The sequence below is a fragment of the Halomonas sp. LS-001 genome (genome assembly GCF_052983955.1).
Map to the genome: position 1 here is coordinate 3,785,450 of NZ_CM129816.1, position 26,370 is coordinate 3,811,819.

The following is a 26,370-nucleotide window of genomic DNA, read 5'->3' on the forward strand; positions in this document are numbered from 1 at the left end:
CACCTGTGGATATTATTTCAACGTCACCGATTACTCTGCTTGAGACACCATGTAATCAACAACGGCCATGATTTCTTCATCAGACCCTTGGCTGGCACCGCGTGGAGGCATCGCACCCTTGCCATTGAAGACGCTCTGATACAGCGCGTCAGTACCCTGCTCGATACGCGGCGCCCAGGCTTCTGCATCACCAATCAGCGGTGCACCAGCAACGCCATTTGCATGGCAGGCCACACAGCCAAGGCTGCTGTAAAGCGCTTCACCATCCAGCCCGCTATCCGTGCTGGCAGTTGCGGCTTCTGCTTCCTGAGCACCTGCTGACGCTTCTTCAGACGCAACGGCCATGTCGTCTTGTGCAGCGCCTTCACCTTCTTCAGCAGAAGATGCCATGGCTTCTTCTGTACTTGCTGCTTCACCTTCGTCTGTGGCAGCTGTTTCTTCTGCCGCAGGTGCCGCGTCTTCTTCACTGGCGGCACTGCCTACGTCAGACACATCCATGACAGGCTCAACCATATACTTGGTCGCTGCTTCCATTTCTTCGTCAGACAGGTTGGGGTTACCGCCACGCGCCGGCATTGCACCAATACCGTTGATCGAGTGATCCAGCAGTGTGGCAAACCCTTGCTCGGTTCGCGTTGCCCAGGCTTCTTCGTCACCTCGGATCGGTGCGCCTGCCGCGCCCGTTTCATGGCACGCCATACAGACGTTGTTGTAAATGCCTTCACCATCAATGTCGCCACCGCCACTATCGCTGCTGGCCGGCGGCGCCGACGCGGTACCACATTCCTGGCCTTGTAAACAGAGTTGTCCTACCGGCGCCAGGCGCTCAGCGACGGCGTCACGTGCAGCATCCTGGGCATAGACACTGGATGTGCCCGCCATAACGCTGAGGGCTGCCAGCCCGCTCATGATCAGCTTAAATTTCACTCTCACCACCTCTTGAGTATTGTCATAAAACGTTTGTGCTTACCCCCTGCGTGCGGCAGCGCTATCACCAATCACAGGCAGCCGGGACGCCAAGATATGCGCATGACACTAGTATACCGAGAACGCCAAGACTAAGAAAATGCTACTAAACGCGGCAATTCAATCCGACATGCCAACCATCTTACCATTACTGCCAAAAATGCCCGCACTTGACAACACATTTTCGTTACATCATTCCAGCCAACGTATCAGGAAATACGATGGGGATCGAAGTTTCTCGCTGACCATTAATTCCGAAGGGATCGACAGTCTTTACTTCCAGGGCGATGATTGACAGAAACGATTATTGGCAGAAACCAGGCAGTAACCTCGCTGACAGTGGGCGTCATGATGAGATTCGTCCGCTAATATCAGCGCTTAAACAACAAGGAACCCTATGCGCATTTTGCTGGTAGAAGATGATCCCAGTCTCGCGTCAGGTATTCGCCTGGCGTTAAAACCTGAGCACTATACCGTGGATCATCTGGGCGACGGTGCGACGGCGCTCAATGCGCTGAAAGAGAACGAGCCGTTTGATGCGGTGATACTTGACCTCGGATTACCCCGACTGGATGGCATGGAGGTACTGAAAGCGGTCAGACGCCACGGCAGCCAGATACCTATTCTGGTGCTGACGGCGCGTGACGCAGTTGATAACCGGATCGAAGGGCTGGATGCAGGCGCCGATGACTACCTGACCAAGCCATTTGAAGTCGCCGAATTAAAGGCGCGTCTAAGAGCCTTGCTACGCCGCAGCCAGGGACAAACCAGTAGCCTGCTGAGTTACCGGGGAATTAGCCTGGACCCGCAGACGCTGAACGTCAGCTATCAGGATCAGGTCATTACGCTTTCACGACGCGAGATTACCCTGCTGCAGGAGTTCATGAGCCACCCCGGGCGCGTATTCACCCGCGACACTCTGAACCGTCTGGTTTACGGCTGGGAAGAAGATATCGAGAGTAACGCCATCGAAGTGCATATCCATCATTTACGTCGCAAACTGTTTCCTGACGTCATTCGCACGGTACGGGGCATAGGCTATGTCATGGATAAGCCGAGCAGGCCCAACGTATGAGTTCCATTCGTCAACGTACCCTGGGGCTTGCACTGCTGGTGTTCGGCGCCAGCATGCTAGTCATCGGATTTATCAGCTATCGCTATGCCGCCCACGAAATTGAAGAGCTTCATGATGCCAGCCTTGCACAGAATGCCCGCTTGCTGGAAGGGCTACTAGAGGCACCACTGCCCGATAGTGATCGTTCTCTTTTATTGAATAGCGTAGAGGGTGCGCTGCTAGGTACCGAGGAATCCGGTAACCGCTTTGCAGGCCATCGATATGAAAGCAAACTGGCCTTTCAGCTTTGGGAAGGCGACCGCCTTCTGTTGCGTTCGGCAAATGCGCCTGAAATACCGCTTGATCAACAGCCAGCGGGTTACTCAACGCTCACCGTCGACCAGATCGATTGGCGTATCTACCTGCTGGAGGTTACCGACACGAATAAACGCGTGGTGGTCGGCGAACGAGAAGACGTACGCGATGAACTGATCCGTGCCGTTGCCTTACGTACCTTACTGCCGGATCTCATTGGTCTACCGTTACTGTCATTATTGCTGTGGTGGTCCATCGGCTGGGGATTAGCGCCGCTATCACGCATGGCCGAGCAGATCCGGGGCCGTGACCCTCACAACTTAAAGCCGCTCACGCTGCATCCTCTGCCTCAGGAACTGGATACGATTTCGGGGGCGCTCAACCGCCTTCTGGAGCGGCTACGCCAACTGCGTGTCAGGGAAAAACGTTTTATTGCGGATGCCGCCCATGAACTACGAACGCCCCTGGCCGTGCTTGATTTACACGCGCAAAACGCACTGACCGCCGATAATGCCGAGGACCGGGAAGAGGCATTGCATTATTTGCGTAGCGGCGTTGCTCGCTCAACCCGGTTAGTCTCGCAGCTATTAACCCTGGCACGCCTGGACCCTGAAGAAGAACCGTTACCCGAATACCGCCATTCCGATGTGTTGCATGAAACCCGCGAAACCCTGGCGAAGCTCTTGCCACTAGCAGCAGAACATCACCAGCAACTGCTGTTGGACGCTGACGATTTGGCAGATTGGGAAATCGAGGAAGAACCGGGTGCGATCGAAACCCTCGTGCAGAATCTGGTCGGCAATGCCATTCAACACTCGCCTGAAGAAAGCACTATCACCGTCATGCTTCAGGCATCGCCTCAAGGTGTCGTGGTGATCGTGGATGATCAAGGCCCCGGCATTACCGCCGATCAACGCAGTCGCGTCACGGAGCGTTTTCAACGTGCAGGGCCTAACGCTGGCGCAGGCTTGGGGCTGTCGATCGTCGAACGCCTTGTAAAACGTCATCAAGGCGACCTGCAACTTGATGATGCGCCGGACGGTGGACTGCGCGTACGGGCCTCCTTTTTACGGAATGCCTTGTCACAGCGCCAGCCACATAAAAAGAAGCCATAAACCTTCTCTTAAGGTTCCCATAAGAATTCCGTGCAAGTGTGAAAGTACGAGGCAGGCAAGCGTTTAACGACCTGTCTGTTCACATAACGGAGATTCCCCGAATGAATATGATTGTCCACTCACCCAAACCGCTTATCCACCTTGGTGAAACGCCGCGTTTAACCACGCCAGAAGCGAGGTCGTTAACCCTGGAAAGTCCGGCGCTGTCCGTACTGACCGACTTTTCCAAGGTCAAGCCTCAATCGATTTATGCTGAAACACCGGTTGATGAAGCCCACTTGAAAATGCGCCATAGTGGCATCCGTCTGCTCTTTATTCTCGACAAGACGGATCACTGCATTGGCGTGCTCACCGCCAAAGAGGTTATCGGTACCCGGCTGATTAACCTGGCAATGCAACAGCGCAATCTTGATCGCGCCGAAGTGACCGCTGAGATGATCATGACGCCATGGCAGAAGCTGAGTGCAATGCCGCTTGAGCAACTGGTTTCATTAACCATCGAAGACCTGGTGCTTTGCATGGAGAGCTTTGCGGAACAGCACCTGTTAATCACCGAACATCAAGCCGATCAAACGTTAAGCGTGCGTGGGATTATTTCCGCCACCGATATTCAAAACGCCATGGGTAACAAGACGACTATGAAAGTAGCGTCTTCTAGCGTCCCGACGGCGCGTAGTTTCTCGGATATCTGTAAGGTCATTACCGGACACGATTTATAACGCATAAGCCATATCTCTCGACGCCACAGGCGGGCGCACTGATGGATAAAGCCATCAGAAACCGAACGTGAAAACGCCCCTTATCAACTCGGATAAGGGGCGTTTTTTGTTACGCCAATGTATTACACCAGCTAAAAAGCCGCGTTAGAACAGTGCCGCATTAATCCACAGGTGAGTCACAATACTGGCCGCATAGCCTAATAAAATAGCTGGCGCTCTTCCATGGCATTGATGTAAGTCATTGCCACCAGCAGGAACAGCAGCAGCTCAGTGTACTCAAGCAGCGTTTCCTTAAAGGCCGTTTCTGCTTCATGGGGCATCCCTGCCTGTACATAGACCCACGCCACCAAGGTCCAGATAAGCCCGGCAGCCACCAGTACAGGCTTGGATTTACGCATGTGAGTCAGTTCTTCACTCATGAACAAGGCATAAGCAAGAACAAAGATGGCAACAGAGGCAATACCCGCCAATGAAGCGGTGAGATCCAGAGGGCCAGCGTCACAATTTATCGGCAGGATCAATATCCAGATCTTTAATCAGATCATCCGCACTTTCATCGGGCCTGGACTCGTCGGCCCGCCACCAACGGCGGGATATCCGCATCGTATATCGGCGACGGTATTCCGAGGGTGTCACGCCTGTCGCACGCCGAAACAGGCGCCGAAAAGCACTGGCATCCTGATAACCGCAATATTCCATCACTTCCGTCAGGTCAATATTAGTGACTTCCAGTAGCTGTTTGGCTCGTTCAACCCGCAGCCGATGCAGATAATCAAGAGGTGTCATTCCTTCTACCTCTTTAAAATGGCGTAGGAGAGTGCGCGGGCTGGCTGCCACCTCGTCGGCGACCCGCTCCAGACTGTAGGGCGTCTGGATATGTTTTAGTAGCCAATGCTTGGCCCGGAACACCACGCTGTCGCGGGTTTTCATCGAAATACCAGCGGCATGCAGGCTGGAATGCTCAAAGCGTAACGGGTTATAAAGCAACCCATTGGTCGCAATCTGCGCCAGCTCTTCCCCGGCAAAATGACGAATCAACTCTACCATCAGATCGAAGATCGCCGCTGGGGCACCCGCCGTATATATCGGACCGTCAACAACAACCGGACCTTCCATCGCCAACTGCACGTCTGGAAAGTGAGACGCAAACCAGTTGGCAATCATCCAGGTGACTGTGGCGCGTCGGCCATCCAGCACCCCGGCCCGCGCGAGCATCACTGCCCCATTAAAGCTAGCTGCGATGACACGCCCTTGAGAGTGATAACGCGCAATGCAAGTCATCTCGGCGCTACATTGATCCAGCACGCGATTCATGTCCGGCACGCTTTTCATCTGTACGCCCGGCACAAAGAGTGCGGTTTGCGAAGGGGGAAGTGTTTTACGCCCACGCGCCGGTGATTGCATCGTCGACAACCAATCCGGAATCGGTAACTCATTGCCCATCGCATCAATCAGGCGCCAGTGAAAAAAAGCCCCCCGTTTATCCGGATGACGCAACTGCCAGAGATTGTTAAACGAACGCAAAATATCGATGACGCTAAACAGTGTGCCATCCAGGTTGTGTGGGCCGTGTAATAAATCAATGCGAACGCTCATGGGCTCTCCTGGCGATATTGGCTTTATTATTGGCGATATAGGCTTTTATTTAACATTTCACTTTTATGCTTTCTTTTCCAGGCACGCCATATCAACAGGCGGCGCAGAAACACCATGGATTCTATAAAAAATAGACAAACAGCGTTTTCATCGGGCTTGAAGCGATACAAAACAGTAATTTTTTTTGGCGATATCAGCTTTATTGCTGTCGGCATTTGCCTCATCAACATAGCAACTTCAGCGCTAGACTGAAATCACCTGAGATAAATATTAGAAAGGTGATTATCAGTGAAAACTAAAATAAATAACACGTGGGAAATGGTCAGCAAACCGGTCGTCGTCGGGCTGACTTCCTCGTTACTCAGCGCAGGTATGGCGGCACCGGTCATTGCCGGAGAACTGGTTTTCGGCGATCTTGAGTCCGGGCTGGGTGAGGGTATCGAATGGCAGCAGGACGATACGCGCCTGAACGTGAAGGGAGCGCTATCTATAGGCACCATTCGGCGAGCGGATAACCCAAGCCAACGTCTTTCAAGTCCTGAAAATGGCATGGGTATCGTCAGTGACGGTAACCTCAATTACGAACGCGGCGACGCGGTATCGACATCAGCGGATGCTTATCTGCAAGCCGACCTTAGTCACGGTAATGTCGGTGTTCTGGTGAGTGCAAAGGGCTGGTATGACTACGCACAAAAGCACAATGATGTTCCCCATGGTAGCGTCAACAACGGGTATCGTTCGGGCGAGCCTCTCAGCGACGATGGGTTCGTCTCTCTGGGACGGTTTTCCAATGCGGTCATCGATGATGCGTATGTCTACAGTGACTTCCAACCGGCAGGCCATGATCTTCATGTCCGCCTTGGCAACCAGTCGATTCCTTGGGTAACGCCCACCACCATCGCGGGTGGCCTGCATACCGTCAACGCCTTTGATATCGCCGCCGTACGCCGATCAAGCTCAATTGCTGAAGCCCGTACCATCGCGATGCCATCGCTTTATGCCAAACTGACCCTGACCGACAACCTGAAAGTTGATGCTTTCACGCAGTTTGATTTCCGTCCTGATGTCCTACCTGGCTGCGGCACCTTCCTCTCGACCAGCGATTACGCCCAACCCGGCTGCGATAAATTAACGCTTAACGGAAGCGTATTAAGCGCGCTCGCAGGTCAGCGAATTCGTACCACTGACGGTCAGGCCATTACCAACCCTCTGGATCATGTGACACGTGGCCCAGACCGTTACCCGGATGACAATCAGTTCGGTATCGGCCTGCATTATTTATGGGAAGACGTCGGGCTATTCGGCCTTTATTACGCCAATTACACCAGCCGAAACCCACTCACCCACGTCGTTCGCACAGGACCTGGGGTACTGACGCCCGCCGCTGCCAACCTGGGGCAGGCGGAACCCACCGGCATCTCGGCCGTTTACGAGCGCGCCTTCCCGACCGACATCGATATGGTTGCCGTTAACTTCAAAACGCGGCTTCCGGCGGGTACGGGGATTTATGCGGAATATAGCGTTCGCCCGAACCAACCCATTGCCTGGAACGGGTCAGATTTCGTCACCGGCCTGCTCAGTGGCACCGGCCCTCTGGGCGAGCTCGCCAGCACCCCGACGGGCTATGTCGCCCCCGGTTACGATCGTTTCCGCGTCAGCCAGCTTAACCTCGGCGCCAGCCACCCATTGGGGAACGTATTAGGCGGCGAAATGAAACTGTCGGCAGAAGTGGGCATGAAATACGTGCATGGCCTGCCCAGCACCGACGAGCGCCGTTATGGGCGACCCGGCTTCGGTACCGCCGCCCATGACAGCTATGCGGCGTGCACAGGCTCCGCCGAAAAGTGTGCCGTGGAGGGGTTTGACACGCCGTTTTCCTGGGGAACCCGTTTCAAGCTGGCCAGCGAATATACCAATGTATTGCCAGCTCTCAACCTGACCCCGTCGTTATCACTTGGTTATGACGTTAAAGGGTATTCCTACGACAGAGTCTTTTCCGAAGGTCGCTACGGAGCCATCTTCGGATTGGAAGGGGTCTTTCAGGAACATTACCTCTTTGATATCAGCTATCTGAGAACCGGCGGTGGTGATTACAACCTCGTCGCAGACCGAAGCATGTTCCAGGCCAGTGTCGGCGTTCGCTTCTAATACCAGACACTGCTAACCAACACTATAAAAAGGCCATAATCATGCACCCTACTTCCGATAAACGGCGCTTACTGATCGTTGCACTACTGATGGCAGTGGTCACTATTACCGTGTTGGAAAAAACTATCTTCGCGTTTGCTGGCCCTCAGATTATCGACGAACTGGAACTGACACCTGAACAGTTTGGCTTGATCAGTAGCGCGTTCTTTTTCCTCTATTCGATCTCTGGCGTCGTGGTGGGGTTTCTTGCCAACCGTATGTCGAGCCGCTGGATACTCACCGGGATGTCGGTTGTATCCATGACGGCTCAGTTGCTCGCGGCGCTCTCCACCAGTTTTTTCACCCTTCTTGCCAGCCGAATGCTGCTAGGTATCGGCTGTGGCCCCAGCACAGCGGTGACTCAGCACGCCTGCTTCAAATGGTACGTACCACGCGAACGGGTACTGCCCGCAGCGCTGATTCAGGTTGCCATTATGCTTGGCGCCATCGCGGGTGCGCTTGCGCTGCCTCCCATTATTGAGCAATACGGCTGGCGCACGGGGTATTTCATTATCGCCGGTATCGGCCTTATCTGGCTGGTACTGTGGCAACTGTATGGCCGTGAAGGCCAGCATGACGATGCAACAGATTCTGATGGTGGCATCATTCCCGCCCTTCCCTACCGCCAACTGCTGCTCAATCGTACCTTTATATGTATCACCATGGTCGCTTTCTGCAGCTACCTGCCCAACGCGCTGCTCTATAGCTGGTTGCCAACCTACCTACAGAGAGGCCTGGGGATGACACCTCTGCAATCCGGTTACCTGGTGCTGGCCACTACCTTAGGCGTGATCTTCATTAATTTACTGGTTTCCAGCCTGTCGCAACGCGCCTTGAAACGCGGCGCCAGCGTGCGTAATGCCATGGTGATTCCACCGCTAGTGGCCTGCCTGATCGCTGCTGCTGCCTATATCACCATGGGTTATACGGCAACCAGCCTGGCCGTCACGCTAGGGCTGTTTCTTACTGGAAGCATCCTGCTTAACCTGCTGTCAGCCTTTGGCTTCAGCATTGTCGCTTTCATCGTCCCGGCCCGGCAGCGCGGCAGCATGCTCGCCATTCATATCGCCCTGCTGACCAGTTCCGGCATGCTTGCCCCACTCGTAGTCGGCCAGGCGATCAGCTGGCAGAACGGTGATCTGGCGGCTGGTTTCGAAATGGCCATCGGGTTATTCGGCATTCTCCTTCTGGCCTTCACCTTAATCGGTCTCGCCTTGATCGACCCCGAACGCAGCCGCCGTGAGCTTAATGACAACACGCCTTCTCCCATCGAATCACCGTCTGCCCGCCAGGCTTGATCAAGTGATTTCAACTTGCCACCATTTATTAACAGGAACCCCTTGATGGACGTATCCAGCTTCTCACAAAGCTACACGGCGGCGCGGCAAAAGTTTCTCAATGCTTGCGCGGACGCAGGCCTGGAGGTTGAGTCTCATCCTCATCCATTAACTGGTAGCGAGGGCGAGCAACTGGCCCTTGATGTGGCGCTATCAGGGTCACCGACAGCCGCTAACCTGCTGGTACTGAGCAGTGGTGTTCATGGGGTAGAGGGCTTCTGCGGCTCGGCCATTCAGGTAGACCATCTGCGCAACAGCGACTGGATGGAGCGCTGTCGTCATCAGGATCTGGCCGTACTTTTTCTGCATGCGATCAACCCCTACGGCTTTTCCTGGCTGCGCCGGGTCAATGAAGACAATGTCGATCTCAACCGTAACTTTATTGACTTTGGCCAACCGCTGCCCGACAACCCCGATTACCGCTCCATTGCTTCATTACTTCTCCCGCAGCAGCAACCTCCCACCCTGTTAAGCACCCTTGGCCTGGTGGGCTATGCATTGCGTCACGGCAAGAAAGCACTACAGACAGCCATCACCCGCGGCCAACACAGTCATCCTGACGGCCTGTTCTTCGCTGGCACCGAAGCCACCTGGAGCAATCAACAGGTGCGCCAGATTCTGCGCCGCCTGGGTGGGCACTGCCAGCGCATTGGTTGGATTGATGTGCACACCGGACTTGGCCCCTGCGGAGTGGGGGAACGCATCTATAAAGGGCGCAACACCCCCGACGATATCGCGCGGGCGCGTCGCTGGTGGGGTGATGAAGTCACCACCAGTGTGGATGGCAGCTCTTCATCCGCTGTACTCAACGGCACCCTGGACTTGGCCGTGATGGAGGAGTGCCCACAGGCTGAATACAACGGGATGACGCTGGAGTATGGCACCAAACCCGGCCCCGCCGTGCTCAAGGCACTACGCGCCGACCAATGGTTGCAGAATCACCCCGGCGTCGAGGATGCCCAACGTTTGAGGATCAAGCGCCAGCTGCGCGATGCGTTCTACATCGATACCACTGAGTGGAAGCAGCAAGTACTGGAGCAGGCCAGGGAAGTGACAGAACTGACTCGGCGTGGGCTCCTCACGCAATAGCCCTTTAGATAAGCACATCCACGTTCATTTAGAACGGCTGCTCACCTGTGAAAAAACTCTAAAGCAACAAAGGATGTTGTGATGAAAGCACATGAAATATATAAAAAATATAAAGACAATGAAGAAGACATTAAAGAAATCCTGCTGATGCTTAAGAATTACCTTGAGGAAAGTAAAGAAGAGGTAACCGCAACACTGCAAGGCGTAGCAAGTGGCGAACTGGAGATGCCCGAAACCATCAGCTCTGAAGAGGAGAAATATTTTCGTGCGTTATGTGAGTGGATTGTAGCAATGGGCCCCATGCAGGTCTTGGCAATGCTTCAGCCAGTACTGGCTGACCCTGAGGCATTAAATGGAGAGAATCTGCTTGATAAATTTCCTCTGGACCCTGGGTTTGGAGTCCCCCCCACTCTCCGCGACATCGCTAGACAGACGCTTCTCCTGACAAGCTATATTTTCTACGACGAATTCCATTACCCGCAGCCTGAAACGGGTGTGTACGATATTTCGGGCAATCCCTTCCAGAAACTTAAGTGGCTTTACCGCTACTGGTTCAATCAGCTTGAAGTAGCCGAGAAAGGGTCAGCGCTAGAGGACTTCTTTGCGTCTCAGGTTCCTGACTATCCGACGATCAAAGATCTAGAAGGCGTCAATTCACATGTCTCTGTTTCATGCGCGGGAGACCTGCTTGCCGTCGACGTTCTGACGCCGGAAAACACGCCACACCTGTTTGATGAAATAACCGATTTCTACAGTACCGCCGACATTGTCAGCGCCAACCTGGAATCCACCGTTGATAAGAGTAGTCCCGTGGGGCGCGTGCAAGCGCCTGGTCAACCGGCTCGCATGAATACCTCCCAGGAGATGTTTGATAAATTCCGCTATGAAGCGAAAATCAACTACTTCAGCACGGCAACCAACCACGCCATGGACTGGTGTGTCAGCGGAGTAGAGAAAACACTGGAGGTTCTTGAAAACTCGGGGGCCTACTATTCGGGCACCGCCAAGAGCCAAGCCGAGCAGGATGATGTTGTCGTAGTAGATAAAGGCGGCGTCAAAGTCGCCTTGCTGGCGTACACCTTCGACCTCAATGGCTACGAAAAATTTATTCCCGCCGACAGACCCTATCTGGTGAATGTCGTTCGCTTTAACGATGCTGACCCAGCCCCCGATTATTCGCTGATCAAAAAGCAGGTGGCAGCGGCGAAAGCGAAGGGTGCAGAATGGATTATTGCTTACTGCCACTGGGGGTGGGAGTTCGAGATGTACCCTCACGTCAATATCAGGGAGGCCGCCCATAAGGTGATTGACTGCGGCGTTGATACCATTCTTGGCAATCACGCCCATGTCAGCCAGCCAGCAGAGCTTGTTCCGCGTAAAGGCCAGCAGGATGCGTTGGTAGTCTACGCATTAGGTGACTTCGTCAGCTATCACCCGGAAAGCCGCAATTCAAAGCTTGCTTATATTGTGAAATTCGATATTAAAAGGTTTACATCACACACTGCATTCGAAGAACCCAGGCTCGAGCTGACGAACCTTCAGGCCCTACCTATCTATATAGTAAATGAGAAGCTTAACAGTAGTCGCTACGACTGCCGTATCGTCAAGTTCGATGACGTTCTAAGAAACCCGGATGGGTACGGCCTGACTGAGTTGGAGAAAAGTCAGTTGCCGCATTTGGAAGAAAAGGTGTGGAAGGATATTCTCTCGCCGCTTTCCGGGCTCGGTACGCGTTAATAGGTAGGCAGATTTAACGGCAATACTGATTGGTATGCTCGCATATTGCCCTGACGGTAGGACATATATCTAACCGCCAGGGCATTTTTATGTGGAGAACTGACGCCGCCAATTGCCGATTTATTTGGCTTTTTTAACCGGGCGCGGCCAATCCAGCTTTTCCAGCTGACGGCTGCGGGTCACTGCCAGGGCGTTATCAGTAACATCCTTGGCAATCGTTGACCCGGCACCCACCGTTGCCCCCTTTCCGACGGTCACCGGCGCCACCAGGGCGGTATTCGAGCCGATGAAAGCGTTATCGTCAATCGTGGTGAGATGCTTGTTAACACCATCGTAATTGCAGGTGATGGTGCCCGCACCAACATTCACATCACGCCCTAAATGCGCATCGCCAACATAGCTTAAATGATTGATCTTACTGCCTTCCCCCACATCGGCATTTTTGGTTTCCACAAAATTGCCAACCTTGGCTTTTACCGCCAGGCGTGTACCGGGGCGTAGCCGTGCAAAGGGGCCAACTTGGTTTAACCCAGCGGCTACCGTTGTGTCGATGACACTATGGCTGTCAATCACGCTTTCAGCGCCAATGGTGCTGTTTCTAATCACACAGTAAGGGCCAATCTGCACGCCTTCACCCAGCGTTACGTCACCTTCAAATACGCAGCCCACATCGATAAACACATCGTGCCCACAGGTCAGGGTACCACGCACATCAATGCGAGCCGGGTCGGCCAGCGCAACGCCCTGCGCCATTAAAGCTTCCGCTTTCTGCCGCTGATACGCGCGCTCCAAGCGAGCCATCTGTGAACGGTTATTGACACCTTCCACTTCAACCGCACTGGCGGGTTGGGCCGTACATACTTTGATGCCTTCGTTGGCTGCCATGGCGATCACATCAGTCAAATAGTACTCACCCTGGGCATTTTCCGCCGAAAGCTGAGGCAGCCAACGCTTAAGCTGCGCACTGGTCATCGCCATGATGCCAGTGTTGCACTCGGTGATGGCCAGCTGCTCGTCACTGGCATCTTTCTGCTCAACGATAGCGACTGCCTCTCCAGCGTTATTGCGCACAATACGTCCGTAGCCGGAAGGGTCTTCCAGCGTCACGGTCAGTAACCCCATGTTCTGCTCATTCACCTGGCTGAGAAGCGCCGTCAGTGACTCCCGGCGAATCATGGGCACATCGCCATACAGCACCAGCACATGGCCGCTACCTAATTTGGATTGCGCCTGAGCCACGGCATGGCCGGTACCTTTCTGCTCTTCCTGCACGGCAAACGATACCGCACAGTCGTTCAGTGCATCACGCAGCTGTTCGGCACCGTGGCCAATCACCACATGCGTACGTTGCGGATTGAGTAACTGCGCGGTTTCCAGCACGTGGTTGACCATCGGTTTACCCGCCAGGGTGTGTAACACCTTAGGGGTTTGCGAACGCATACGTGTGCCTTTGCCGGCGGCAAGAATTACGACATCAAGCTCGTTGAGCATCTTATTTCTCCGTTTGGGCGTCAGTGACATCGGGCGCCGGCAGCGCCACGTCAATAGCTAGCTCATCCAACAGGGTTTCACCGAAAGTCGCTGCGAATCCGGGGCTGGCGAGGCTTTTCCATTGGTCATCCTCGCGAATCAACAACAGTACATTAAGATCATTTTCTATCGCCAGCTGCATGCCCTCCTCGCTACCCGCTACCGAAATAGCCGTGGACCAAGCGTCTGCCCAGGTATTCGAGGGGTGGAATACCGAAACCGACGCTAACTGATGCTTCACTGGCCGACCAGTACGCGGGTCGATAGTATGGGAAAAACGTTCTCCATCGACTTCAAAGTAGTTGCGATAATTACCCGAGGTTGCGACCGACATATTCTCAAGGGGTATCACATGCTGGGCTTCCGGCACGCCATTACGTGGTACCTCAATCCCCACACGCCACGGCGTTTGTTCTTCCAGGTTTCGGTGGCCAAGAGCCAACAGTTCACCACCAATATTGACCAGATAATTTTCGATTCCTTGCTGATCAAGATACGCACCCACACGGTCAGTCCCATGCCCCTTGGCGACACCCGAGAGATCAGCAAAGACATCGCGAACGCGCTGCGCCTGCATACGCTGGGTATCCACTTCAACCGCATCATAGCCAATGGTGGCCATTCGCGCTTCTAGCTCGGCGTCTGAAGGCACTTCTTCAGGGCGTGCTTCGGGGCCAAAACTCCATAAGTTGACCAAGTCACCCACGGTGATATCAAAGGCGCCATGACTTGCCTCCGACACCGAACGGCTAATCGCCAGAACGTCAATCAACTCATTGGAAAGCGGCTGCCATTCGTTGAGCGGCGCCTCATTGAACGCCATGAGTTCCGAATCATCTCGGTAAGTCGACATTGCATGATCCACATCGTCAAGCTCTGCCAAAAATCCTTCTTCCAAGGTATTCGCTTCGCCCTGGGTTAGAGGGTCAACAATGGTAACCTGGTAAAATGTGCCAAAAATACTGCCTTCAAAGTGGACCGGGGAGTCCAGCGGTCGATCATTTTCTGAACATCCCACTAATCCGCCGAGGGCAATAAACAGTACCCCCGAAAATTTTAGTAAACGCGTATTCACCTTCATTTTAGTTTCCTTACATCAGATCCGCGGGGTTAAAAGTGGAAAAACCACAGTAACCAGACCCCAAATAACACACGATAGATCACAAATGGCTGCATCCCTATCTTACGAATGAAGGCAAGAAAGAAATGAATACACACATAGGCGCTGATACCGGATAGCAAGGTCCCCATGATCATGGCATTCCAGTCCATGGCCTCCGGCTGACCTGCGAGGTTTATCGCCTCCAGTCCTCCAGCGAGTACAATCACCGGAATCGACAACAGAAAGGAGAATCGTGCGGCGGCCTCGCGGTTCATTCCCAGCATCAGCGCGGCGGTAATAGTGATCCCCGAGCGTGAGGTACCGGGGATCAACGCCAGCGCCTGAGCAAACCCAATGATCACAGCGTCTTTAAGACCAAGCTGGTATTCACTGCGTGTACCCCGCTGTTTCCAGTCGGCATAGCCCAGCAACAGACCAAACACGATCAGGCTAAGACTGATAATCAGGGTAGAACGCATATAGCCTGAGATAACATCATGCAGAACAAAACCAATGGCACACACCGGTAACGTGGCAAGCGTCACCCACAGCGCCAACATGGCGTCCCGATCCACTCCTTTGCCACGCAGGGCCTTTAAGCTACTCTCGATCATGGAAAAAATTTCGCGCCGAAAATATATCACCACAGCCGAGAGGCTGCCCAAATGCAGTGCCACATCAAAGGCGAGCCCCTGATCTTCCCAAGTGGTCAGTACCGGTACCAGAATCAGATGTGCGGAACTTGAGATCGGCAGAAATTCTGTCAATCCCTGGACTATTGCCAATAACGTAATCTGTAACCAATCCATTGAAACCTTGCCTGTATAATGGAAACCTTAAGGTTGATAATGCCCCGGGGCTTATGCACCATCCAGTGAAGTATTTGCCTTACAGGACAGATAGCGCCCAAGGATACACGCCCTCGCTAAAATTGTCCGTTCCCGCCTTTAGCGGCCTATCTATTTCAAGCATGAGGTTTGAGAGACAGTGCGCTACAATGCGGCCTCCATCGCCTCTCAGCCTACAAGGTGACGTATGTCGTCCAACGCTGATTTTTCTTCCCAGGATCACGATATTCAGAGCCGCGAAGCCAAGCGCGTCACTATCGTGGGCGCCTGGCTGGATGCCGTATTAAGTGCCGTCAAGGTTATCGTCGGCCTGTTGGTCGGATCAGCAGCGTTGGTCGCAGATGGCATTCACTCCCTGTCTGACCTGGTAACTGACGGTTTTGTTCTCGCCGCGATTCATTATGGACGCCAGGGGCCGGATAAAGATCACCATTATGGCCATGGCCGTATCGAAACCCTGACGACGCTGCTATTAGGCAGTGTGCTGATCTTTGTTGCCGGGGGTATTGCCTGGTCGAGCATTCAGCGCCTACTGAGTGGCACCCAGATCAATGCCCCCGGATTGATGGCCATCGCCATCACCGCGTTGGCGCTCGTGGGTAAAGAATGGATTTTCCGCTACACCATGAAAGTGGCCAAACGGGTGCAATCCAAACTGCTTGAGGCCAATGCCTGGCATTCACGCAGTGATGCGCTTTCCACCGCTGTTGTGTTGGTCGCTTTGGTCGGGGCGCAGTTCGGGCTGGGTTGGCTGGACGCCGTGGCAGCCGTAATTGTGGGCTTACTGGTCGGCAAAGTTGGCTGGGATTTACTCTGGGAGTCTGCCCGTGAGCTGGTGGATACCGCGCTGCCCACCGATGCCCAGCAACAGATGCACGACGTCGCCTGCACCGTTCCCGGCGTGGATAGCGTGCATGATCTGCGTACCCGCCAATCAGCGGGCTGGGCTATGGTCGACCTGCATGTTGTCGTGGGCCCCAAAGTCAGTGTCTCTGAAGCCCACGAGATCGGCAACGAGGTGAGCCGCCGTTTGCGTGACCAGTTCCCGGCGTTAACCGATGTCATTTTTCATATCGACCCGGAAGATGATGCAGGCCAGGGTGACCCAAGCCGACTGCCTGGCCTGCCGTTACGCCCGGAAGTAGAAGCCACGCTGAATGAACGCTGGTACAAGCATCCGGTATGGCGCACGCTGACCGAACTTCAGCTTCACTATCTGGACGGCAAGATATCGGTATCTCTGGTTGTTGGCGGCACCGTCCAGCAACCTCCGCAGTGCCTTGCCAGCCAGCTAAAAGCGATGGCCAGCGATGTGGAATGGCTGGGAAACGTGGAAATCCTGTTTATCACCCGCGCGGCAAGCAGCGCATCTCATTAACAGGTTAGGGAATTACCACTGTGTTCAGAATGGCCGATGCAATGCTGAAATAGATCAGCACACCCGACGCATCAATCAGAGTGGTAACCAGTGGTGCTGACGCGGTGGCAGGGTCAACCTTGAAACGCTCCAGCACAAAGGGCAGGCACATTCCCATCAAGCTGCCAAATAAAACGATGATCACCATACTCAGCGCTACCACCACTGCAACGGCCTCACCTCCGCGTAAAACCCCAATGGGGGCAACGGCAAGGGCCATGGTAAGCCCCAGAGAACCAGCCACCAAGAGTTCCCGGCCGAGCATTTTTCCCCAGTCTTTAACGCCCACATCACCGGTTGCCATACCGCGCACCATCAAGGTAGCCGCCTGCGCACCGGCGTTGCCGCCAGAACCGATCAACAGCGGTAAAAAGAAGACCAGCGCCACCTGAGCGGCAATGATATCTTCAAAATAGGCGATCCCGGCACCGGAAAACAGGTTGGCAAATACCAGTAAAACCAGCCAGAACACCCGTTTGCGATACAGACTCCAAAGCGGTACTCGGCTAACGCCGCCTTCCAGCGCACCGATAGACATCCCTTTATGGAAATCCTCCGTGGCTTCCGATTCAGCAACGTCCATGGCGTCATCGTGGGTGACAATACCGACCATGCGGTTATCGGCATCAATCACCGGCAAGGCTAGCAGGTCATAGCGGGCCACAATCCTCGCCACTTCTTCCTGTTCTTCGTCCACCGGTGTACTGATCACATCCTTGATCATGATGTCGTCTACCATCGCACCAGGACGCGCTACCATCAGCTGCCTGAGCGACATGGTGCCGATCAGTTGCCCATTTTTCGACAGCACATACAGCTGGTAAACCGTTTCTGCATCAGGCGCTGTCTGACGCACTCGCATCATCGCCTGAGACACCGTCATGCCACTGGCTATGGCGACATAGTCAGAGGTCATGATGGCGCCCGCCGTTCCTTCTTCATAACTGGCCAGACGCTTGAGTTCTTCCCGTTCACGGTGCGCCATTCGCCTGAGCAGGGCTTCACGACGGTCTTCATCCAGCAGGTTAAACAGGTCAGCACGTTCATCTGAGCCCATTTCTTCAAGCAGCGTCAGTACCTTGCCGTCCTGAAGCCCACCGACTATTTCAAGCTGGTTATCTCCATCGAGATAGCCGAGCACATTCGCGGCCCGCTCTGGCGAAAGTGCATCAAGCACACTGATGGCCGCAGATATGGCGTCATCGTCCTCAACCATGACATCAAGCATTTCGCCGATATCAGCAGAGCGCACCTCGCTTAAACGCTCAGCAATAGCTTCCTTGTCCAGCGTCTGATCAGCCAATGCCTGAACGATTTCATCCTTGAACGACTGTAAATTTTTATCATCCAGCGACATAATAAACCTCCTTTTTTGTCGCTACCCTACCAGATTTTGTACGAGCAGTTGGAACGCAAGCAACTGTCATGATTCACCTCATCGTAGCGTATTACATTCTTGAGGCGTCCACTGTTACTGGGCAGGATCACTCGGCATTCATCTGAAAAACGAGGCATGAGTGTCTCTTCTTCGGCACTCTGAACAATATCTAAGAAAGCATATCAGAGGGTGTGACACCCATCCTGACATTGGGGGAGTGGGAGTGGGAGTGGGAGTGGGAGAGGCAACTTCAGCAACTACTTGGTGATTTTAAAACTCACTTTCCATTTTCTAATTTTCATTCAGAAAAAAATTTTTAAGCACTCTCATGACCCATCCGGGCTTGTTTTGAGGAGATTCTGTGTCAATTTCTGTAATGTCCTCGCTGGAAAGTCCTGTAGCAGTAGGATTAGCCTCAACATATGAATCAAAATCAGTAATTATAATACCTGAATCACCTAATCCACCTGAATCATTTGCCGCCCAATTAACCGTGCCGGAGTTATCAACGACTAACGTCTCACAAACCTCACCCCAACCAGGCAGGACTTCATTTGGCGATATATTACTCCCTGAATTATTAATAATTATTGATTCCATTCTCACAATATTAGCAAGAGATTGTGCATTTGTTAGGCATGCGCGATTAGTTACCTTTTGCGTGTAGTCTAAATAATATGGAATTGTAATAACTGCAAGAATGCCAATAATCGCTGACACCAACAATAATTCAATTATCGTAAAACCAAGGTTTTGCTTATTAAAAAATCTCTTTCTTTTTAATATAAACATCGAATTTTCCGCTTTAAATGAGCATTCCATATATTAAATAAATAAAATTTAAAATAAATTAATATTTACATGGCTAATATTTACTTTCTATTACAGCAGCTAAAGTTACTTTTTTTAACTTTAGCAAAAAAAACGGATACCAACTGTAAGAATTTCGCTATATTTTATTGAGAATTTTCTTACGTTCGTCTAAATCCAGGATTATCTTTCGCCATGCACGTTCATTTCAGGATGCTCTGCCATCCCGGTGAAAGAAGCCCTGGCGAGCTTAAGCAATAAAGCATGACTACCGCGAACGTTGAGGACGCACTGGAAAGGCCATCAGGTGAGGGTGGGACAGCAGACGCTGAGCACCACTTATCAGCAAAGTGAGAAGCGGGCCTTATGCCACAATGCTCAAGATTTCAAAGCTGATTATCATCTTCATACCCATCATTTTCATGCCAGTCATTGGCACCATAGTAACAGACACACAAAAACGCCCTTTAAACCCGGTAAAGGGATTAAAGGGCGTGTATTACCGCATCAGGTCACACCAAAAAATGGCTTACCCTTTGCCTGCCTTTTTACGCAATTGCTGGATAGTACGCAATTGGGCAACGGCTTCAGCCAGCTCGGCGGCAGCTCGCGTATAATCCAGATCAGCAGATTGATCATTCATATCGCGCAATGCCTGCTGACGCGCCTCTTCCGCCGCTGCTTCACTGAGGTCCGAAGCACGAGAGGCCGAATCTGCCAGAATAGTCACGACATCTGGCTGCACTTCCATGAAACCACCGGTCACAAAGAAGTTATCTTCTTTGCCACCATCAAAGATGACACGAATCGGGCCCGGCTGAAGCTCAGTCAGCAGTGGGGCGTGCCCCGGCAAAATGCCGAGGTCGCCCATCACACCGGATGCAATCACCTGCTCAACGGAACCTGAGAAGATGGATGCTTCGGCACTGACGATATTGCAAGTGAAGCTATTCGCCATAGCGAATCCCCCTAGTGAACGGGATTACTTCTGCATCTCGTTGGCTTTTTCGACAGCTTCTTCGATGGTGCCGACCATGTAGAAGGCCTGCTCCGGTAGCTCGTCGTAATCACCGTTCAAGATGCCCTGGAAGCCGCGAATCGTGTCTTTCAGCGATACGTATTTGCCGGGCGAACCAGTGAATACCTCTGCCACGAAGAACGGCTGCGACAGGAAGCGCTGAATCTTACGCGCACGGGAAACGGCCAGCTTGTCTTCATCAGACAGCTCATCCATACCCAGAATCGCGATGATATCCTTCAGCTCTTTGTAACGCTGCAGAACGCCCTGAACGCCACGTGCTATGTCGTAGTGCTCTTCACCAACAACCAGCGGATCCAGCTGACGTGAGGTGGAATCCAGCGGATCGATGGCCGGATAGATACCCAGCTCAGCAATGGAACGCGCCAGTACGACCGTTGCGTCCAGGTGCGAGAAGGTCGTCGCCGGAGACGGGTCAGTCAAGTCATCCGCGGGTACGTAGACGGCCTGAACAGACGTGATGGAGCCTGTCTTGGTGGACGTGATACGTTCCTGCAGAACACCCATCTCTTCTGCCAGCGTCGGCTGATAGCCTACTGCCGATGGCATACGACCCAGCAGGGCCGATACTTCGGTCCCCGCCAGGGTGTAACGATAGATGTTATCGACGAACAGCAGAACATCACGGCCTTCATCACGGAATTTTTCCGCAATCGTCAGGCCCGTCAGCGCTACACGCAGGCGGTTGCCGGGCGGCTCGTTCATCTGACCATAAACCAGCGATACCTTATCGATAACGTTGGATTCGGTCATTTCATGATAGAAGTCGTTACCTTCACGGGTACGCTCACCCACACCTGCGAAAACCGAGTAACCACTGTGCTCGGTCGCGATGTTACGGATAAGCTCCATCATGTTAACGGTTTTACCCACACCGGCGCCGCCGAACAGACCGACCTTACCACCTTTGGCAAAGGGGCAAACCAGATCGATAACCTTGATACCGGTTTCCAGCAGCTCTTCAGATGCTGCCTGATCCGCGTAGCCAGGCGCTTTACGGTGAATCGGCATACGCTCTTCTTCACCGATGTCGCCCGCTTCATCAATCGGCTGACCGAGCACGTTCATGATGCGGCCCAGCGTTGCCTTGCCAACAGGAACAGAAATTGCTGCGCCTGTGTTGGTGGCTTCGATACCACGCTTGAGCCCTTCGGTAGAGCCCATGGCAATGGTACGAACCACGCCATCACCCAGCTGCTGCTGGACTTCTAAAACCGTCTCGGATCCCGAAACGTTCAGCGCGTCGTAGACCTTGGGCACTGAGTCCCGCGGAAACTCTACGTCAATCACCGCGCCGATGATTTGTACGATACGTCCGCTCATCTTGGTTCCTCTCAAAAACCTGCAAATGAAACCTTTTGCTGGAAGCGCCTATGCCAGGCAGCTTCCAAGGCGTTATACGGCAGCGGCGCCGCCGACGATTTCAGAAATTTCCTGGGTAATGGCGGCCTGACGGGCCTTGTTATAAACCATTTCCAGATCGTCGATCAGGTCGCCCGCGTTGTCGGTGGCGCTCTTCATTGCAATCATGCGTGCCGCCTGCTCACAAGCACCGTTTTCCACGACTGCCTGATAGACCTGAGATTCGATGAATCGAACCAGCAGGTTATCAAGTAACGCCTTTGCATCTGGTTCATACAGGTAGTCCCAACTTCCGGGACGGGCGTTTTCGTCGTCCTGCTCGTTACCACCAATATCAGTGGAAAGCGGAAGAAGCTGACGTGTTACCGGCTTTTGCGTCATGGTGTTAACGAATTCGTTATGCACCACGAACAAGCGGTCAAGACGTCCTGAATCATACGCTTCGAGCATGACCGTGACGCTACCAATCAAGTTCTCGACCGTGGGCGATTCGCCCAGGCCACTCTTGGCTGCCACCAGCTTGCCACCGTACTTCTTGAAGAAGCTGCCGGCCTTGCTTCCTAGCGCACAGAACTCAAGTTCTGCCCCCTGGTTGCGCCATTTTGCAGCGTCTTTCAGTACAGATTTGAACAGGTTAACGTTCAAACCACCGCAGAGGCCGCGATCGGTGGAGACCACGATATAACCAACACGTTTCACTTCGTCTCGCTCGACCATGTAGTCGTGCTTGTACTCAGGATTCGCATCGGCAATATGGGCCACCACGTTACGGATCTGCTTGGCGTAAGGCTGGCTAGCCTTCATCAGATCTTGTGCTTTACGCATTTTCGATGCAGCCACCATTTCCATGGCGCTGGTGATCTTCTGCGTATTTTTAATGCTCCCGATCTGGGTGCGTATCTCTTTTGCAGCTGCCATAGCGATCTACCTTTCGTTCGTGGCTCTCAGAAAAGGAAGCTGGCCCATCCACACGGATGAGCCAGACGCTTTACCAGGTCTGAGTCGCCTTGAACTGTTCGAGACCCGACTTCAAGCCGCTCTTGATCTCGTCGTTGTAGTCGCCCGTCTGGTTGATTTTGTCAAGCAGATCAGCATGCTCTGACTTCATGTAGTCGTGCAAGGCACTTTCAAAATCCAGTACTTTGCTAACTTCCACGTCGTCCATATGCCCTTCGTTAGCGGCATACAGTGACAGTGCCATATCGGCGACAGACATCGGTGAGTATTGCTTCTGCTTCATCAACTCAGTGACCCGCTGACCATGTTCCAACTGCTTACGCGTGGCTTCGTCAAGATCAGAGGCAAACTGAGAGAACGCTGCCAGCTCACGGTACTGAGCCAGCGCCAGACGCACACCACCACCCAATTTCTTGATGATTGTGGTTTGTGCTGAACCACCTACGCGGGATACCGAAAGACCCGCGTTAATCGCCGGACGAATACCGGAGTTAAACAGGTTGGTCTCAAGGAAAATCTGACCATCGGTGATTGAGATCACGTTGGTCGGAACGAAGGCGGATACGTCACCACCCTGGGTTTCAATGATCGGTAGCGCGGTCAAGGAGCCGGTTTTACCTTTCACTTCCCCATTGGTGAACTTCTCAACGTAATCGACATTAACGCGCGCAGCGCGCTCCAGCAGACGGGAGTGGAGATAAAAGACGTCACCCGGATACGCTTCACGACCCGGCGGACGACGCAACAGCAGCGATACCTGACGATAAGCAACGGCCTGTTTGGACAGGTCATCGTAAACAATCAGCGCGTCTTCGCCGCGGTCACGGAAATATTCGCCCATGGTGCAGCCAGAGTAGGCGGCCAGGAACTGCATTGGAGCAGGATCCGCAGCGCCAGCAGCGACGATGATGGTATGTTCCATCGCACCGTGCTCTTCAAGCTTGCGCACAACGTTAGCAATGGTCGATTGCTTCTGACCAATGGCAACGTAGACACAGGTCACGCCCTTGCCTTTCTGGTTGATGATGGCATCAATGGCAATGGCGGATTTACCGATCTGGCGATCACCAATGATCAGCTCACGCTGACCACGGCCGATCGGCACCATGGCGTCGATAGACTTAAGACCGGTTTGAATCGGCTCATCAACGGATTGACGGGTGATAACGCCTGGCGCAACTTTTTCAACAGCGTCAGTCATTTTGGCGTTAATTTCGCCTTTGCCGTCGATCGGGTTACCCAATGCATCGACAACGCGGCCAATCAGTTCAGGACCTACCGGCACTTCAAGAATACGACCGGTACACTGTACGGTCATGCCTTCTTCAAGCTGCAGGTAATCGCCCAGTACAACGGCACCTACGGAGTCACGCTCCAGGTTAAGTACCATGCCGAAAATACTGCCGGGAAATTCAATCATTTCACCAAACATGGCGTCTTCGAGGCCGTGAACTTTCACGATACCGTCGGAGACACCCACAATGGTGCCCTGATTACGGGCTTCAGATGCGACGTCAAGCTTTGCAATTCGCTGCTTGATGATGTCGCTGATCTCGGAAGGATTCAGTTGCTGCATGCCATGTCCCTCAGACTCAAGTGGTCAGCGCTTCAGAAAGGCGGTTAAGTCGTCCACGTACCGAACCGTCAATAACGGTATCACCGGCACGTAGGACAACGCCGCCAATCAGCGATTTATCCACTAGAGTGGTAATAGAGATTTCGCGATTGAGACGTTTTTTAAGCGCGTTTTTCAGCTTGGTTTTCTGCTTGCTGTCGAGCTTAAAGGCTGACGTCACAGTTACGTCGATACGCTGTTCGTGTTCGGCGCGCAGTTTTTCAAACTGCTCAGCGATAGCCTTCAGCGCAACAAGTCGGTTCCGGCGTGCCAGATTGGCAAGAAAGCGTTCAAAAGCCTCGTCCGGCTGGCTGGGTAACACACTCACCAACAGAGAGACTTTCTGCGCGTTTTCAAGCTTCGGGCTGCTCAGGAAATGGCGAACTTCTTCATTCACCACGGCCTGTCCCAGAAAGCCAAGCGCCTCAGACCAGGTATCCAGCGCGCTATTGTCACGTGCATATTCAAACGCCGCCTTAGCGTAAGGACGAGCGACGGTGAGTAGTTCCGCCATGTTTCACCTCCTTACAGTTCAGCAGCAAGCTCATCAAGCAACTTGCGGTGCGCTTGTTCGTCGACAGAGCTTTCCAGAATACGCTCAGCACCAATAATCGCGAGATGAGAAACCTGTTCACGCAACTCTTCTTTTGCGCGTTGTGTTTCCTGCTCGATTTCAGCACGGGCACTGGCGACTATACGTTCGCCTTCAGTACGTGCATGTTCGCGAGCTTCTTCAACAATCTGGGCAGAACGCTTGTTCGCCTGTTCCAGAATCTGGGAAGCCTGCTCTTTGCTTTCACGCAGAGTTTGAGCGGCCTGTTCCTGCGCCAGTTCAAGATCGCGGGAAGCACGGCTTGCCGCGTCCAGACCATCAGCAATTTTTTTCTGGCGCTCATGGAGCGCTGTGCTGATGGGCGGCCACACGTACTTTGTGCAAAACCAGACAAAGATCGCGAAGGCAATCGTCTGCCCGATAAGCGTCATGTTGATATTCACAGGGATGTACCTCTGACAGTTTCGTGGCGACCGGAGTGAAACAAAACCGAGCGGGTTATCCGCTCGGCCATGTCATCAATTAACCGGCAACAACGAAGATCAGGTACATGGCAATACCAACACCAATCATCGGAACCGCATCCAGCAGACCCGCCATAATGAAGGTCTTGGTCTGCAGCTGATCACCCATTTCCGGCTGACGGGCAGTGGATTCAAGCAGCTTGCCACCCAGAAGCGCAAAGCCGATACCGGTTGCCAGAGCGCCCAGGCCGATGATGATAGCAGCAGAAAGATAAACCATTTCCATGATGATACTCCTGATTTCAAGGTTTGATTAAGGTTAGGGGTTAATGAAAACGTTTGCGTTGCTCGTTTAATGGTGCTCGTGTGCGGCGCTCAGATAGACAACCGATAAGGTAGTAAAGATGAAGGCCTGCAGTGTCACCACCAGAATATGGAAGATTGCCCATGGAACATCAAGTAACCAGATTGCCCAGAATGGCAGCAAAGCAATCAGAATGAAGATGACTTCCCCGGCAAACATGTTACCGAATAGACGAAGCCCAAGGCCCAGTGGTTTAACCAGTAGTCCAATGATTTCCAGCACAAGGTTGAAAGGAATCAACGCCCAATGGTTGAAAGGTGTCAGCGACAGCTCCTTAGCAAAACCACCGATGCCTTTAACCTTGATGCTGTAGTAAATAATCAGACAGAAAACGCCTAATGCCATCCCTAAGGTAGCATTCGGGTCTGTGGTCGGAACAATTTTCATATAGTCGACACCAAGCCGCATAAACAGCTCAGGGAAGTAATCGACCGGAATGATCTTCAGGGTATTCATCAACAGAATCCAGACAAATAATGTCAACGCCAAGGGCGCAATAACCGGATTTCTGCCATGGAAGGTAGCGCGGGTCAGGTTTTCAATAAACTCCACGACCATTTCAACAGCGTTCTGCAAACCACCAGGAACACCTGTCGTTGCCACTTTACCCGCTTTACGGAAAAGCCAGATAAACAGAAGCCCCATGGCAATTGACCAGCCCATGGTATCAAGGTGAATTGCCCAGAAACCCATTTCACGAGCTTCTTCTGCTGAACTTGCCAGTGACCAGCCGTTTTCAGGGTGCTTGCCGAACGTCAGGTTCTGCAAGTGGTGCTGGATATAGTAAGTCGACGAGACTTCGTTTCCTGCTGCCAT

The 26,370-nt window shown here is 53.1% G+C and carries 23 protein-coding genes and 1 pseudogene; 8 read left to right on the forward strand and 16 right to left on the reverse strand.

Annotated elements, in window-relative coordinates:
• Positions 1–30: 30 nt before the first annotated feature.
• Positions 31–927 (reverse strand): c-type cytochrome, encoded by an 897-nt coding sequence (locus ACU6TU_RS16810; RefSeq protein WP_447142515.1) that lies wholly within the window; start codon positions 925–927, stop codon positions 31–33.
• Positions 928–1,363: 436 nt separating this feature from the next.
• Between ACU6TU_RS16810 and ACU6TU_RS16815 the strand changes: the two genes are divergently transcribed.
• The 3 genes from ACU6TU_RS16815 (at position 1,364) to ACU6TU_RS16825 (ending at position 4,169) form a co-directional block, all read left to right on the forward strand.
• Positions 1,364–2,041: a response regulator transcription factor gene (locus tag ACU6TU_RS16815; protein ID WP_447142516.1), complete on the forward strand. Its 678-nt coding sequence runs from the start codon at positions 1,364–1,366 to the stop codon at positions 2,039–2,041.
• Positions 2,038–3,450 carry an ATP-binding protein gene (locus tag ACU6TU_RS16820; protein WP_447142517.1) on the forward strand — a complete coding sequence of 471 codons (1,413 nt, stop codon included), beginning with the start codon at positions 2,038–2,040 and terminating at the stop codon, positions 3,448–3,450. Before ACU6TU_RS16815 ends, ACU6TU_RS16820 begins: the two co-directional genes overlap by 4 nt.
• Before the next feature lie 101 nt (positions 3,451–3,551).
• The gene (locus ACU6TU_RS16825; RefSeq protein WP_447142518.1) at positions 3,552–4,169 is read left to right on the forward strand and encodes a CBS domain-containing protein; all 618 of its coding nucleotides are present in this window, start codon (positions 3,552–3,554) and stop codon (positions 4,167–4,169) included.
• 203 nt (positions 4,170–4,372) lie between these two features.
• Here the strand turns inward: ACU6TU_RS16825 and nhaD are convergent.
• A pseudogene (gene nhaD, locus ACU6TU_RS16830) lies at positions 4,373–4,684 on the reverse strand (sodium:proton antiporter NhaD); the annotation flags it as partial.
• Complete coding sequence (locus ACU6TU_RS16835) at positions 4,668–5,765, reverse strand: GlxA family transcriptional regulator (RefSeq protein ID WP_447142519.1); 1,098 nt, start codon at positions 5,763–5,765, stop codon at positions 4,668–4,670. The pseudogene nhaD and the gene ACU6TU_RS16835, both read right to left, overlap by 17 nt.
• Before the next feature lie 288 nt (positions 5,766–6,053).
• Between ACU6TU_RS16835 and ACU6TU_RS16840 the strand changes: the two genes are divergently transcribed.
• The 4 genes from ACU6TU_RS16840 (at position 6,054) to ACU6TU_RS16855 (ending at position 12,115) form a co-directional block, all read left to right on the forward strand.
• Positions 6,054–7,913, forward strand: a complete 1,860-nt coding sequence (locus ACU6TU_RS16840) for a DUF1302 domain-containing protein (RefSeq protein ID WP_447142520.1) — start codon at positions 6,054–6,056, stop codon at positions 7,911–7,913.
• Between the two features lie 41 nt (positions 7,914–7,954).
• Positions 7,955–9,250 (forward strand): MFS transporter, encoded by a 1,296-nt coding sequence (locus ACU6TU_RS16845; protein ID WP_447142521.1) that lies wholly within the window; start codon positions 7,955–7,957, stop codon positions 9,248–9,250.
• 45 nt (positions 9,251–9,295) lie between these two features.
• Positions 9,296–10,378, forward strand: coding sequence for a M14 family metallopeptidase (locus ACU6TU_RS16850; RefSeq protein WP_447142522.1), 1,083 nt, complete (start codon positions 9,296–9,298; stop codon positions 10,376–10,378).
• A gap of 81 nt (positions 10,379–10,459) precedes the next feature.
• Entirely contained in the window at positions 10,460–12,115 is a 1,656-nt protein-coding gene (locus tag ACU6TU_RS16855) for a CapA family protein (protein WP_447142523.1), read from the forward strand.
• A 120-nt stretch (positions 12,116–12,235) separates the two neighbouring features.
• Here the strand turns inward: ACU6TU_RS16855 and glmU are convergent, their stop codons facing one another.
• From glmU to ACU6TU_RS16870, 3 genes are read right to left on the reverse strand one after another with little or no spacing between them, the layout of a single operon-like run.
• Positions 12,236–13,606: a bifunctional UDP-N-acetylglucosamine diphosphorylase/glucosamine-1-phosphate N-acetyltransferase GlmU gene (gene glmU, locus ACU6TU_RS16860; protein WP_447142524.1), complete on the reverse strand. Its 1,371-nt coding sequence runs from the start codon at positions 13,604–13,606 to the stop codon at positions 12,236–12,238.
• A 1-nt stretch (position 13,607) separates the two neighbouring features.
• Positions 13,608–14,726, reverse strand: coding sequence for an FAD:protein FMN transferase (locus ACU6TU_RS16865; protein WP_447142525.1), 1,119 nt, complete (start codon positions 14,724–14,726; stop codon positions 13,608–13,610).
• A 29-nt stretch (positions 14,727–14,755) separates the two neighbouring features.
• Positions 14,756–15,556, reverse strand: coding sequence for an undecaprenyl-diphosphate phosphatase (locus ACU6TU_RS16870; RefSeq protein WP_447142526.1), 801 nt, complete (start codon positions 15,554–15,556; stop codon positions 14,756–14,758).
• Between the two features lie 226 nt (positions 15,557–15,782).
• On the opposite strand from ACU6TU_RS16870, the gene ACU6TU_RS16875 reads away from it, so the two are divergent.
• Positions 15,783–16,973 carry a cation diffusion facilitator family transporter gene (locus ACU6TU_RS16875; protein ID WP_447142527.1) on the forward strand — a complete coding sequence of 397 codons (1,191 nt, stop codon included), beginning with the start codon at positions 15,783–15,785 and terminating at the stop codon, positions 16,971–16,973.
• Positions 16,974–16,977: 4 nt separating this feature from the next.
• On the opposite strand, the gene mgtE is transcribed toward ACU6TU_RS16875, so the two are convergent.
• From mgtE to atpB, 10 genes are all read right to left on the reverse strand, one after another.
• Positions 16,978–18,369 carry a magnesium transporter gene (mgtE, locus tag ACU6TU_RS16880; protein WP_447142528.1) on the reverse strand — a complete coding sequence of 464 codons (1,392 nt, stop codon included), beginning with the start codon at positions 18,367–18,369 and terminating at the stop codon, positions 16,978–16,980.
• 312 nt (positions 18,370–18,681) lie between these two features.
• Complete coding sequence (locus ACU6TU_RS16885; protein WP_447142529.1) at positions 18,682–19,182, reverse strand: type IV pilin protein; 501 nt, start codon at positions 19,180–19,182, stop codon at positions 18,682–18,684.
• A 547-nt stretch (positions 19,183–19,729) separates the two neighbouring features.
• Positions 19,730–20,158 (reverse strand): F0F1 ATP synthase subunit epsilon, encoded by a 429-nt coding sequence (locus tag ACU6TU_RS16890; protein WP_447142530.1) that lies wholly within the window; start codon positions 20,156–20,158, stop codon positions 19,730–19,732.
• A 24-nt stretch (positions 20,159–20,182) separates the two neighbouring features.
• Positions 20,183–21,562: a F0F1 ATP synthase subunit beta gene (gene atpD / locus ACU6TU_RS16895; RefSeq protein ID WP_447142531.1), complete on the reverse strand. Its 1,380-nt coding sequence runs from the start codon at positions 21,560–21,562 to the stop codon at positions 20,183–20,185.
• A gap of 72 nt (positions 21,563–21,634) precedes the next feature.
• Positions 21,635–22,519 (reverse strand): F0F1 ATP synthase subunit gamma, encoded by an 885-nt coding sequence (atpG, locus tag ACU6TU_RS16900; RefSeq protein ID WP_447142532.1) that lies wholly within the window; start codon positions 22,517–22,519, stop codon positions 21,635–21,637.
• A gap of 70 nt (positions 22,520–22,589) precedes the next feature.
• Entirely contained in the window at positions 22,590–24,134 is a 1,545-nt protein-coding gene (gene atpA, locus ACU6TU_RS16905) for a F0F1 ATP synthase subunit alpha (protein WP_447142533.1), read from the reverse strand.
• A gap of 16 nt (positions 24,135–24,150) precedes the next feature.
• Positions 24,151–24,687 carry a F0F1 ATP synthase subunit delta gene (locus tag ACU6TU_RS16910; RefSeq protein WP_447142534.1) on the reverse strand — a complete coding sequence of 179 codons (537 nt, stop codon included), beginning with the start codon at positions 24,685–24,687 and terminating at the stop codon, positions 24,151–24,153.
• Between the two features lie 11 nt (positions 24,688–24,698).
• The gene (locus tag ACU6TU_RS16915) at positions 24,699–25,169 is read right to left on the reverse strand and encodes a F0F1 ATP synthase subunit B (RefSeq protein ID WP_447142535.1); all 471 of its coding nucleotides are present in this window, start codon (positions 25,167–25,169) and stop codon (positions 24,699–24,701) included.
• 79 nt (positions 25,170–25,248) lie between these two features.
• Entirely contained in the window at positions 25,249–25,476 is a 228-nt protein-coding gene (gene atpE, locus ACU6TU_RS16920) for a F0F1 ATP synthase subunit C (protein WP_089701275.1), read from the reverse strand.
• A 66-nt stretch (positions 25,477–25,542) separates the two neighbouring features.
• On the reverse strand, positions 25,543–26,370 hold the full coding sequence (gene atpB / locus ACU6TU_RS16925; RefSeq protein WP_447142536.1) for a F0F1 ATP synthase subunit A: 828 nt from the start codon (positions 26,368–26,370) through the stop codon (positions 25,543–25,545).